The sequence below is a fragment of the Acinetobacter lwoffii genome (assembly GCF_024129735.1).
GTDB lineage: Bacteria > Pseudomonadota > Gammaproteobacteria > Pseudomonadales > Moraxellaceae > Acinetobacter > Acinetobacter lwoffii_H.
This window is the reverse complement of sequence record NZ_JAMXXK010000070.1, coordinates 1-12190: the sequence shown is the minus strand read 5'-3', so window position 1 is coordinate 12190 and position 12190 is coordinate 1. Positions and strand designations below refer to the sequence as shown.

General features: G+C 42.4%; 11 protein-coding genes and 2 pseudogenes. 11 read left to right on the top strand and 2 right to left on the bottom strand.

Translation table 11 applies throughout. The features are described from left to right. The 6 genes and pseudogenes from NI469_RS14580 to NI469_RS14555 all read left to right on the top strand — a co-directional run. Positions 1–362 (top strand): annotated as a pseudogene (locus NI469_RS14580) (ATP-binding protein); the annotation flags it as partial. Between the two features lie 281 nt (positions 363–643). Continuing rightward, positions 644–1852 carry an FMNH2-dependent alkanesulfonate monooxygenase gene (gene ssuD, locus NI469_RS14575; RefSeq protein ID WP_253175604.1) on the top strand — a complete coding sequence of 403 codons (1209 nt, stop codon included), beginning with the start codon at positions 644–646 and terminating at the stop codon, positions 1850–1852. Between the two features lie 583 nt (positions 1853–2435). Continuing rightward, complete coding sequence (locus tag NI469_RS14570; RefSeq protein ID WP_004732677.1) at positions 2436–3005, top strand: hypothetical protein; 570 nt, start codon at positions 2436–2438, stop codon at positions 3003–3005. A gap of 203 nt (positions 3006–3208) precedes the next feature. Continuing rightward, positions 3209–4798 carry a Dyp-type peroxidase gene (locus NI469_RS14565; protein ID WP_005094626.1) on the top strand — a complete coding sequence of 530 codons (1590 nt, stop codon included), beginning with the start codon at positions 3209–3211 and terminating at the stop codon, positions 4796–4798. Between the two features lie 82 nt (positions 4799–4880). Next, positions 4881–6035, top strand: a complete 1155-nt coding sequence (locus NI469_RS14560; protein WP_005094628.1) for a catalase family protein — start codon at positions 4881–4883, stop codon at positions 6033–6035. Positions 6036–6286: 251 nt separating this feature from the next. Further along, positions 6287–8122 carry a 3-hydroxyacyl-CoA dehydrogenase gene (locus NI469_RS14555; protein WP_129717733.1) on the top strand — a complete coding sequence of 612 codons (1836 nt, stop codon included), beginning with the start codon at positions 6287–6289 and terminating at the stop codon, positions 8120–8122. A 38-nt stretch (positions 8123–8160) separates the two neighbouring features. Here NI469_RS14555 and NI469_RS14550 read toward each other — a convergent pair whose 3' ends face one another. Both NI469_RS14550 and NI469_RS14545 read right to left on the bottom strand, forming a co-directional pair. Continuing rightward, positions 8161–9093 (bottom strand): HlyD family secretion protein, encoded by a 933-nt coding sequence (locus NI469_RS14550; protein WP_004732685.1) that lies wholly within the window; start codon positions 9091–9093, stop codon positions 8161–8163. A gap of 332 nt (positions 9094–9425) precedes the next feature. Beyond that, complete coding sequence (locus NI469_RS14545; RefSeq protein WP_004280956.1) at positions 9426–9632, bottom strand: helix-turn-helix domain-containing protein; 207 nt, start codon at positions 9630–9632, stop codon at positions 9426–9428. A gap of 110 nt (positions 9633–9742) precedes the next feature. Between NI469_RS14545 and NI469_RS14540 the strand changes: the two genes are divergently transcribed. From NI469_RS14540 to NI469_RS14520, 5 genes and pseudogenes are all read left to right on the top strand, one after another. Further along, positions 9743–9958, top strand: a complete 216-nt coding sequence (locus NI469_RS14540) for a hypothetical protein (protein WP_001054887.1) — start codon at positions 9743–9745, stop codon at positions 9956–9958. Between the two features lie 13 nt (positions 9959–9971). Continuing rightward, entirely contained in the window at positions 9972–11156 is a 1185-nt protein-coding gene (locus tag NI469_RS14535; protein ID WP_253175603.1) for an Arm DNA-binding domain-containing protein, read from the top strand. Next, positions 11146–11397: a hypothetical protein gene (locus tag NI469_RS14530; protein WP_174659126.1), complete on the top strand. Its 252-nt coding sequence runs from the start codon at positions 11146–11148 to the stop codon at positions 11395–11397. Before NI469_RS14535 ends, NI469_RS14530 begins: the two co-directional genes overlap by 11 nt. 65 nt (positions 11398–11462) lie before the next feature. Further along, positions 11463–12023: a DUF1376 domain-containing protein gene (locus NI469_RS14525; protein ID WP_253175602.1), complete on the top strand. Its 561-nt coding sequence runs from the start codon at positions 11463–11465 to the stop codon at positions 12021–12023. A gap of 10 nt (positions 12024–12033) precedes the next feature. After that, positions 12034–12190 (top strand): annotated as a pseudogene (locus tag NI469_RS14520) (ATP-binding protein); the annotation flags it as partial.

Sequence of the window (12190 nt, the reverse complement as noted above, 5' to 3'; positions counted from 1 at the left end):
ACATTCTGCATAACAGTACAAAATCTGCACGCTACCATACCAGCGCAGAAATTGCTCAAAAAATGATGGATACCTGGTCAGATGCTTCACGCTCTGAGAAAGAAGTCATCGACCATTTCTCCAGTTTTGATTTATTGGTGATTGATGAATATGGCCTGCATGACCGGCATGAAAAACGCCTGGAGATGGTGCATAAGGTCTTATATAGCCGTTATGACAACATGAAATCTACTCTGCTGATTTCCAATTTCACAGTCCAAAATATGCAGCGAGATTTAGGTGTCCGATTATGGTCACGATTACATGAAAACAATTTGATTGTAGTACCGTGTTATTGGGATGATAGACGCATCACCGGATAAAAGAAGTCTTTACTACCGCCAATTATATTATTGATATAATTGGCATTTTTTATAATTAATTTCTAAAAATCTCAACTTTATTCTCTAAAATATAGACAGAAAAATTCTAGAAAAAGAGAGGAAATCCTATCATTTTATGTTGAAAATCATAAAGTTCATTAATGAATTACCGGTATCAAAATAATTACTACCGAATAGCGTACTTATTAATAGGACTTACGCAAAGACGACCGAAGGCGAGTTATCTTAATCAATTTTTGAGCTTACAAGCAGGGGTTACGATGAAAATTTTTTGGTTTATACCGACACATGGCGACAGTCGTTATTTAGGCACGAGTAAAGGGGCAAGAACCGTTGACCATACCTATATGAAGCAAATTGCAGTGGCAGCCGATAACCTTGGCTATGAGGGCGTGTTGATTCCGACAGGTCGCTCATGTGAAGACCCTTGGTTGGTCGCCGCTAGTCTCATTGATGCGACCACTCGCTTAAAGTTTTTGGTGGCATTCCGCCCTTGGGTGACGACACCCGCGCTTGCTGCTCGCATGACAGGCACCTTTGATCGATTATCAAATGGTCGATTGCTGCTTAATCTGGTCACAGGCGGCGATAAACAAGAGCTTAAAGGCGATGGCATCTTTGAAGACCACGCGACGCGTTATCAGACAGCCAGTGAATACACCACGATTTGGCGAGAGATTTTGACTCGCTCGCACACAGGCGAATCCTTTACTTTTAACGGTGAACGCTTGCAAGTAGAAGATGCTAAATTGCTGTACCCCCCTCTACAACAGCCATATCCGCCCTTGTGGTTTGGCGGTTCATCTGAGGCGGCGCAAACACTGGCTGCCGAACAAGTTGACAGTTATTTGACGTGGGGTGAGCCGCCTGCCGCCGTCAAAGAGAAGATTGAGCAGCTTAAAACCAAAGCCGCTGCCAAAGGTCGTACATTAAGCTATGGTATTCGTCTGCACGTGATTGTGCGTGAAACCAATGAAGCCGCTTGGCAAGCCGCTGATGAATTATTGAGTCATGTGAATGACGACACCATTGCCGCTGCCCAAGCCAAATTTGCCCAAATGGACTCGGTGGGACAACAACGTATGGCAGCCTTGCATGGCGGTCGCCGTGATAACTTAGAAATTTCGCCCAACTTATGGGCAGGGATTGGACTGGTACGTGGTGGCGCAGGCACCGCACTGGTGGGCGACCCACAAACTGTTGCCGCGCGTATTCAAGAGTATGCCGATTTGGGCATTGATAACTTTATTTTTTCAGGCTATCCACACTTAGAAGAGGCGTATCGGTTTGCTGAATTGGTTTTCCCATTATTACCGATAGACACCCAAAACACCTTGGTCAAGCCAAATTTGACAGGACCGTTTGGTGAGATTGTCGCTAATAACTATGCACCACCGCAACAAACCCGTGACACTGCAACCCCAAAAACACCTACCACTGCTGCACCTAAACACGCCATCGCCTCTTAAATTCATCTTAAAGACATATTAAAGGCGTCTTCAATGCTTTTGATAAAACGTGCTAATTAAAGCACGTTTTTCGCTTCGTCTATACCTATCATTAGACACCTATCATCCGACAGGGTGTGTGGAATCCACCCTAGCCATGATAAACATCTTTTAACTGATAAACCTTTTAACTGATAGACTTTGTTTTAAAAAGTGGTAGCCAGTTATACGGTGAGATTAGACCAGCAAGCTACTTTGCTAAAGTTAATCATCAAGGTGTCAATATCCCAACTTTTTTAGCAAATGCAACACAGGAAAAATGACTTCTCTATAGCTAGGTTATATTCGGGATGTGAATAACCTATTGATAGTAATGAAAATTTTTTAAGCCAACACTGTTAGTTTTACGGTCTCTAGTATGTCATTTTTTAATCAATAGTTTAGTTTTGTAATTTTATGGGTGATGAAAGTTATTTTAACGCTTTTTGCTTTTTGCGGCTTATACAATAAAAAAGATTTAAATTTTAAATCATAAAACAATGGGATAAATAAATTTAAATCATGCACTTCAATTAATGATCAACTAACTATAAGGGCAATAAATATGACAACTGAAAACAATGAAAAACTTTCTTTATTAGACGATGTGGCATTAAAAGCCCAAATGTTCATGGCAAATCTAAAAGAGGGCGCTAATGATGGCTATGACCATTCTGTCACCAGTGCCGGTGAAAAGGGCTTAAAATCAGGCAAAGTGTCTGAACTCACCGCCATCGCCCCCTTGACCAAAGATGGGGCAGCTCGTATCAAGCGAATTTTGGAAATTACCAAAGGCAATCTTGCAGGGGCGACCAATGTAGGCACCTTGCATGATTTGCGGTTGGTGTTTTTAGACAATGATACTAAGCTACTGTTTTGTACCGCCTATGATGGCGATTGGGATGCTTACATCAACGACTTTGCTACCAAAATTCCAGAACTCATGGATTTGATTTTTGGCAATGTAGAGGGTTGGCCTGGGATTAAAAGCCCGACTGTCAAGCAATTTATCCTTGACCATCAGATTACCGCTACCGGTTGGTATGTAGGTGTACCGCATCTGACGGTTCGTGATATTGCGCGTAATGACAAAATCGTGCGTGGCATTAATAAAGCCATTGAACAAGCCCAATAAGCCCGCTTAGAACCTGTATTCACCATATCACGTTTATCAGCGTACTATTCTAACCGTACTCTGAACGGGCAAGCTTTAGGTTAAAATTTCGATACAAAAGCGATTTGTTCAGTGATTTTACCATAAGCAAGCGATATTTAGCGTGGTGTATGGTGAACAAGCTTTCAGCATCAAATTTTTAAAATTCTCTGCTAGGAACGACCATGAATAACGACAACCCAGCGAATGAAAGCCTACTTGGCAAATTAAAAACCCATCTACAAGATGGTATCGAGCATGGCATAGATGCCATTAAAGACAAATTTGAACACAGCGATACACCCGCTGAAAAAGGCAGTGTCAAAGAACGGGTACACGAAGCCAAACAAAAAATCGGCACGCAGCTGCACAGCGTCATGACACGGGCAACGAACGCTATCTATCCCAATATCGCCACGATGGAGCTTGAGGATATTCAAGCCATCATCTTGCATGACCGCCCTGCACCTTACTATGGCACGCTTGCCGCGCTAAAAGTCAATGACAGCAACGCAGGTCGTGAATTACTAAAAGCGGTATTACCAAACGTCACAGGCTCAAAAAATTTCCAAAAAGACATGGATGCCAATTTGACCATTGTGATGACGTATGAGGGGCTAAAAGCTTTAGGCTTACCGCAAAGCTCGCTTGATTCTTTCCCAGAAAATTTCAAAACAGGGATGGCAGGCCGCTCCGATATCTTGGGTGACAAAGGTGACAATGACCCGAGCAACTGGCTTGCGCCATTTGGTGATAAAGGCGATATTCATATTTGCGGCGCGGTGATTGCCGGTAGCCAAGAAAAATGGCAAGCCAAACTTGCCGAACTTAAACAGGCGTTTGCCCCTTATCTAGATACCAGCCGTAACGCCATCGAAATCTTGGTGGAACATGATTTTGGCGTAGATGGTGACGTCAAAAACGTGTTTGGTTATCGCGATGGCATCAGTAACCCAGAAGTGGATGGCAGTGGTATCACCCTTGAAAATAACACCGAACGCCCGATTGCGGCAGGTGAATTTGTGTTAGGTTATAAAGGTGAGGCGGGCGTGGTACCCCCCATGCCACAGCCTGAAGTATTGGGAAAAAACGGCTCGTTTATGGTACTGCGAAAATACCACAGTAATGTGGCTGACTTTCACCGCTATTGCCTTGAACAAAGCGACAATGACCCAGCTAAAGCCGATAAATTGGGGGCAAAAATGTTTGGTCGCTGGCGTTCGGGTGCCCCCATCACCCTAAGCCCAGACCATGATGATGAAGCCCTCGGTAAAGACAATGTAGCAAACAATAAATTTGACTACACGGACGATCCGTATGGCAAAGGCTGCCCATTTGGTGCCCATGCTCGCCGTATGAACCCCCGCAATACCAAAGATTTTATTCTAAGCGATGTGCGTCTTCACCGTATCATCCGCCGTAGCGTTTCGTATGGCGATATCGTGCCGCCCAACGTGACCCAAGACGATGGTCAAGAACGGGGTTTATTTTTTATCGGTATCAGCGCGCATGCCATGGACACGCTTGAGTTTTTGCAAAGCCAATGGATTAATGACGGTAACTTTATGAACCTTGGGGAAGAACGTGACCCAATGCTAGGCGTACACGCAGGTAGTGACGCTGATAGCGATGTATTCACCGTACCCGATGAGCCAATTCGTAAGCGTCATACCAATATTTTGCAATTTAATACCCTACAAGGCGGTGAATATCTTTTTGTACCAAGCTTGTCGGCACTCAAATGGATTAGTGAGCTTAACGAAAATTCATATTAGAGTAAAACTAAATAAAAAAAGGTTAGGCGTTTTTAGTGCACCTAACCTTATAAAATAATGAAAATAACAAAGGACAATCATCATGTTAAATAAATTATTCGGTGGTCGTTATGCCAAGTTTGATCCAGCCATCGACCAGCTTACTAGCGACGATGAAAAAGCCATCGACCAAATCACCGCAGATATTCGTGACTATATCGGCAAATCAGACACCGTTAGCAAAATCAATTATCACACCCGAGATGCACATGCCAAAGGCTACTGTGCCTTAAAAGCCAACTTTGAGATTTTACCAAAACTGCCCAAAGAATACGCCCAAGGTATCTATGCCAAACCCGCTCGTCATGAAGCAGTGATTCGTTTTTCTAACGGCTCATCTCGTGTGGCTGCCGACAACAAGTTGGGGCTTTCTCAAGGGTTGGCGATTAAAGTCTTTGGTGTCAAAGGCGACAAATTACTGCCAGATGAGCCAGATAGCCCAAACTTTGACTACAATCTGATTAATTTCCCTATTTTCTTTTGTAATACTATCCAAGACTATAGTTATATTTCACGGCTATTTTTACAATTAAATGATTATTTTGCCAAAGGGGCGAAAGGTCAAGCCAAATTTGCCTTTGACTGGCTTACCCAATATGGCAAAAAACTGCCATCCAAAGAATCCCTCAAGACTTTTAGGGCTTTTAGTAAGTTTAAAACCATCAAACCGCAAAATACCTTGTTATACAGTTTTTATTCACAAGGAGCGGTGCGTCATGGCGACTATATGGCAAAAATCCGTGTTGCTCCGACCAAAGCGTCACAAGCCAAAATCAAGCGCCGTGACCTAGATGTCAACGCTACTAACGAGGCGATTCGTCCTCTGATTTTACAAGAAATCCGTGAGCACGATTATGAGTTTGATGTGCAAATCCAGCTGTGCCGTAACTTAAAAGACCAACCCATTAATGACTTGACCAAAGAATGGGATGAAAAAGACGCCCCGTTTGTGACAGTGGCAAAACTCACCATCCCTTGCCAAGATGTGCCGGATGACGGTAATTTTGACATTATGGAACACTTGTCATTTACCCCGTTTCGCTGTATTGAAGCCAACCGTCCGATTGGTAATTTGCAACATGCGCGACTGCGTGCCTATCAGACCGCCTCGACCACTCGCCATCGTTTAAATCATAAAAAACGTGCCGAGCCAATCAATCTAAAACAGGCATTTGATAAAGATTTTTATAACCTTTAAATTTGGCAAAAAACCAGTAGCGGGGCGGTTATGGGGGCATTGTTTGGGGTAAAATTTCACCCATTGGGTAAAAAACTACATCGCCTTTAATCATTCAAAAACCGTTAGCCTGTGACTGGGCTAACGGTTTTTTACCTTTTTACGCCATTAAACTTATTTCATTAAACTTAAGCTATTAAACATAGTGATTAGCAAATACGATAATACCAAAAATAAAGTTGCGTATTTGCCAATCAATCTAGGAGTATTGTATGTCAGAGTCGAATCCTCTTGTTAATTTTACCCATATCACAGTCGCAGGCAGTGGTGTTTTGGGCTATCAAATCGCCGTACAAGCGGCGTTTCATGGTTTTAAAGTCGTTGTGTATGATATCAATGACGAGGTGCTCAATAAAGCCAAAACCAAATTTGCCAATATCGCCAAACGTCATCAGGATGATTTAAGTGAAACAAGCGAACAAGCCAAACAGGCTGAACAAAACTTGAGCTATACATCAGATTTAACCGCCGCCTTAAAAGACGCCGACTTGTTGATTGAAGCGGTGCCCGAAGATGTCGCCATCAAAAAAGATTTTTATCAAAAAGCCTCAGCAGCCGCACCCGAAAAAACCGTATTTGTCAGTAACTCATCTACCATGTTGCCCAGTGATTTGGTCAAATTTACCGACCGTCCTGCTAAGTTTTTGATGATGCATTTTGCCAATGAGATTTGGAAGCGCAATCTTGCCGAAATTATGTCGCATGCCGATACTGACCCTAATGTATTTGATGGGGTGACCGCGTTTGCCAAACAAATCGGCATGGTGCCTATTATCGTCAACAAAGAAACCTCGGGCTATGTACTAAATTCACTACTCAATCCTTGGTTAAATGCAGGGATGCAGCTGTATATCCAAGGCATTGCTGACATTCAAACCATCGACAAAACTTGGATGCTTGGCACAGGCTCGCCGATGGGACCATTTGCTTTTTATGATATGCTGGGGCTGACTACCCCTTACAATATTTACAAGCTTGCTGTGGCTAAGGGCAAACAACAAGACCAAGCGGTCGTCGATATGCTCAAAAAAGATTACATTGAGAAAAATAAACTGGGCGTACCAACGGGCGAAGGATTTTATCAATACCCCAATCCCGCCTTTAAAAATCCTGATTTTTTAAAACCACCCAAAGCGGATTTATCCAAAGTACCCTATAAAAATATTACCGTGGCAGGCAGTGGCGTATTGGGCAACCAAATTGCGGTGCAATGTGCGTTTCATGGGTTTAACGTGACGATTTATGACATTAACGATGACGCGATTGCTAAGGCGAAAACCCGCTTTACCGACCTTGCCAATCAGCATCAGCATGACCTAGGTGAAACCGATGCCCAAGTGGCAGCAGCCAGCAACAATTTGGCTTACACCACGGACTTGAATGAGGCGTTAAAAGATGCAGACCTATTGATTGAAGCGGTGCCAGAAAGCTTAGACATCAAAAAAGATTTTTATAGCAAAGCCTCAGCCGCCGCCCCTGCCAAAACCGTGTTTGCCAGTAACTCATCGACGTTATTGCCAAGCGTGTTATCAACCTTTACTAACCGTCCAGAAAAATTCTTGATGCTGCATTTTGCCAATCATATCCATATCCGTAATACGGTGGAGTTGATGGCGGCCCCAAGTTGCGACCCACAAGTCTATGCTGACGTCATCGAATTTGCCAAAGCCATTGCTATGCTACCGATAGCGGTGAAAAAAGAACAATCGGGCTATGTGCTTGATAGCTTATTGATTCCGTTATTGGTAGCGGGGTTAAAACTGTGGGCAAACGGCGTTGCCAACGCCGCAACCATTGATAAAACGTGGATGATAGCCACGGGTTCACCCTTTGGACCGATGGCGATTTTGGATAAAAATGGCATGACAACCAACTACAATATCTTAAATGAACTGGCAAAAACGGACCCTTCTTTGCAGCAGCCCGCTGAAAAGCTCAAAGCAGAACTGGTCGATACCAACAAATTGGGTGAAGCCACGGGTGAAGGGTTCTATCAATATCCTAACCCAGCTTATTTAGCGAAAGATTTTTTAAGCTTAATTCACTAAACTGCGTTTGGCCAAGGAGAATAAAAAGGGGTAATTTGCTAACTTGACGTATCTACTGTTGCCACTACCGACATGCCGGGTATCAATTCATTCAGACGACTTTGATTGCCATCGATGTCAATGCGTACAGAAATGCGCTGTACCACTTTGGTAAAATTCCCGGTGGCATTGTCGGTTTTAATGACACTAAATTCTGACCCTGTTGCGGGGGAGATGCTTTTGACTACCCCCGTAAATTTTTGTTTGCCTAGGGCATCGACAGTAAACCACGCTTTTTGCCCGATTTTCATTTTATCAATTTGGGTTTCTTTAAAATTGGCAATGACCCACATCGATTTTGGAATGAGATAAACCAACTGCGTGCCTTGTGTCACCAACTGACCGGTACGGATATTGATTTGCCCTAATTTACCTGAGGTCGGGGCGGTGATTAAGCCATACTCTTGGTTGGTATTGGCTTGATTTAGCTGTGCATTGGCGCTTTTAATCTGTGCCACCAAACCAATTTTTGCCACTTCCGCGGTCTTTTGACCTTCGCGGGCGACATTGACACTGGCGATTGCTTGGCTCATCAGTGCTTCATTGTTTTTAACTGCCGCTTTGGCAGTATCGACTTCATTTTGTGACACGGCGCCAACACCGACCAAGGATTCAAGTCGTTTAAGCTGTTGGATAGACAATGCTAGCTGGGTTTTAACTTGTGCTACTTTTGCCTGCGCGGCTTTGACATCGGCTTTGCGCTGCTCGATGATTTGTTGCTGGTTGGCTAAATTGGTGGTCGCTTGTTCCAGCCCTGATTGCGCTTGTACTACTTGCTGTGAGTAGTTAGCACTGCTGACTTTAACTAACGGCTGACCTTGTTTGACGTCCTCAAGGTTGGGGTCGCGAGTTCGAGTCTCGTTTCCCGCTCCAAATTCAAAAAGCCCTAATCGAAAGATTGGGGCTTTTTCGTTGTTGATTTTAAATAACATTTTTTCTTTCATTCTATAAAGCTATCAGCTTCAAAGTGAGTAAAAAGTTAAGTTAGATCAGTTAAGAGTGGGCTTACGTGACCAAAAGTGACCAAAACGTGCCCTATCAATGTCAACTATAGATCAACATGTTTAAGTTTTTGCATGAATTCTACTCAATATGAACTGAGTAATTTTTAAAAAAACCTGAAGCACTCCCTTATGGCTTTCATTAAAGCTTTTTAATCTCTTATAAAAAATGGTGACCAAATTTGGTCACCAAAAATACTCAATAAAAACAATATACTAACTAGAAAATCATTAAATTATATGACGCTTTTTATTAGCAATAATTATTCATCTGGCTTGAACTTTAATAAATCACCAACGTCTACATTTAACAATACGCACAATTTTTCTAATGTTTCAAAATCAATACGAGTTGATTGACCATTATAAAGCTTATGTAAAGTCGTCTTACTCATTCCGGTTGCCCGAGCTACATCTGCCACTTTCATTCTTCGTTCCGCCAAAAGAACAGGCAAGTTACAAACTATCATTAATTACCACCATTGTGTAATAAAGTACTTGCATGATGTATTAAACGCATTTATTATTGCATTGTGATCTTAAATAACACCATTGTGATACTTTATAAAAGGATACAAACATGAATCTTACTTATATTACTACAAAAGAATTGGCGGAACGAATCCATTATAACGAACGTACCATTCGTAATCAGTTAAAGGATAGCGTTCTAATCGAAGGTATTCATTACATCCGCCCTTTTGGTGGACGCAAAATTTTATATGTATGGGAGCGTATTGAAGAAGATATGACCAAAACCACTTTAGGCTCGCTACACAGCCTACAACTTCAGTAAGGAGAACATTATTATGGCTGCCATCCGTACCAGATACGGTAAGTTATGTGTCGATTTTCGATACTTAAACATCCGTTGTCGTGAAACAACAGCTCTGGAAGACAATGCTCAAAATCGCAAAAAGCTTGAAAAAGCGATTGAGCGAATGGAAGCAGAAATCTTATTGGGTATTTTTGACTATGCTAAATACTTTCCAAAAAGTTCTCGTTTGAAAGAAATCAAAAATGCAGAAAACAGAGTAAATGAGATCAGCTCTAAAACACCTCTATTTTCAAAATTCTGTGAAATCTGGTTCACTGATAAAGAAATAGAATGGCGTACGAGCTACAAGGGAAAAATTCAAATTGTGATCAAAAAGTACTTAATCCCTTTTTTTGGCACAATTCCGGTAATTAATATTAAAAAGTCAGACATTCTTGGATTCCGCTCATCCCTCGCCAAAGTGACTCACGGGAAAAACCAAGAATGTCTTTCACCATCAAGAATCAACCAGATTATGATAGCACTTCGCATGATACTCGATAGTGCTGCTGAACGATATGACTTTGATAGCCCTTATAAAAATATCAAGAACTTAAAGCAAGGAAAGATTGAAGTAACACCTTTTTCATTAAAGGAAGTACACGCAATCCTTGCCACAGTTCGTGATGATTTCAAGCCTTATTATACTGTTCGATTTTTCACAGGTATGCGCACCAGTGAGATCGATGGCTTGCAATGGAAAAATGTGGACTTACCACGTCGTGAAATCCATATCAAAGAAGCGTTAGTAAATGGGGAGCTGGGTGGAACCAAAACTTATGGTTCTGACCGCACGATCCAAATGAGTGATCGGGTTTATCAGGCCTTTCTGCAACAGAAAAGCTTAAATAATGGTAAATCCAGTTTTGTTTTCTGCAATCGTGATGGTGGACCTCTCGATTATCGCTTGGTAAACAAGCGTGTCTGGCACCCCCTATTACGCTTTTTAGGGTTAAAGCCCCGTCGTGCTTATCAAACACGTCATACCGCTGCAACATTATGGTTATCTGCAGGCGAGAACCCGGAATGGATCGCACGCCAGCTGGGACATTCAACCACTGAAATGCTGTTTCGAGTCTATAGCCGCTACATTCCGAATGTTACACGTCGCGATGGTAGTGCTTTTGAAGCCATGCTGGAGAGACTGAATACAGAGGAGCTTGCCCATGAACAGTAAAGCTTTCTTTGGCGGCGTAGTCGTTAGCCCAGAAGCAGATATGGTCGCGCGTGAACTTATTCAAGAGTTACACATTCCCAAACTGCACAATCTGGCCTTTTTGCTGGAAATCAATAAATGCTTCGATGATCACCAAGCATTAAGACTCTGGCTACAGCGAATGCTGGATGAAGGGCAAGCTCATTACGATGACTTGGCTCAACAGGCCCGTTTCCGGTTAATGAGTCTCGCTCACTCATAAAACAAACATAAAAGGTCATCAAATCGATGACCTTAGCCCCTCTATACCTATAAAAAGGTGAACACATGCATAAAGATATTTCAATTTGGATGCCACTCTATATTGGCGACCTACAGGCAAAATTTGCACGAATGACGGCAGAACAAATTGGTGCGGCACTGCTGTTAATGATGGATTTCTGGAAAAATGGTGCCATTCCTCATGACCTAGCTACTGTATGTAGCATCACGAAATTACCGCAGCACACCAAGGCTAAAACTTTGTTGAATACGCTAATAGCCCTAGAATTGTTTGAAATCGAATCTGAGCAGATTCATTCAAATTTTTTAACCAGTTTAAAAAGCCAGGCATTGCAAAATCAGCAAATGAAATCTGATAAAGCTAAAAATGCAGCCCAAGCACGTTGGGGGAAATCCGCAAGTAATGCTCAAGCATCAGCCAAGCAACGCAAAGTAAATGCTCAAGCAACTCCTGAGAAGAGCCCGAGTATTACTCAAGTCATGCTTGAACCATGCCCTTCATCTTCATCTTCATCTTCATCTTCATCTTCATCTTTATCTTTATCTTTATCTTCAAATTCTGAAGAAAAAAATGAGGATTTTTTAGAAAATTCCAAATGGATTTAGGAGAATAATCATGAATACCATGCTTAAAACGCTCCAGTTTCGCGCAAAAACAATAGAAACACTCTGCCCTACCCACCATATACCCCTGATGGAAATCGCCGGTCACAGGCTCTGTAAATTGTGTGCCAAAGAAACCGTCCATCACTCACATGCAGCCTATGCAGATG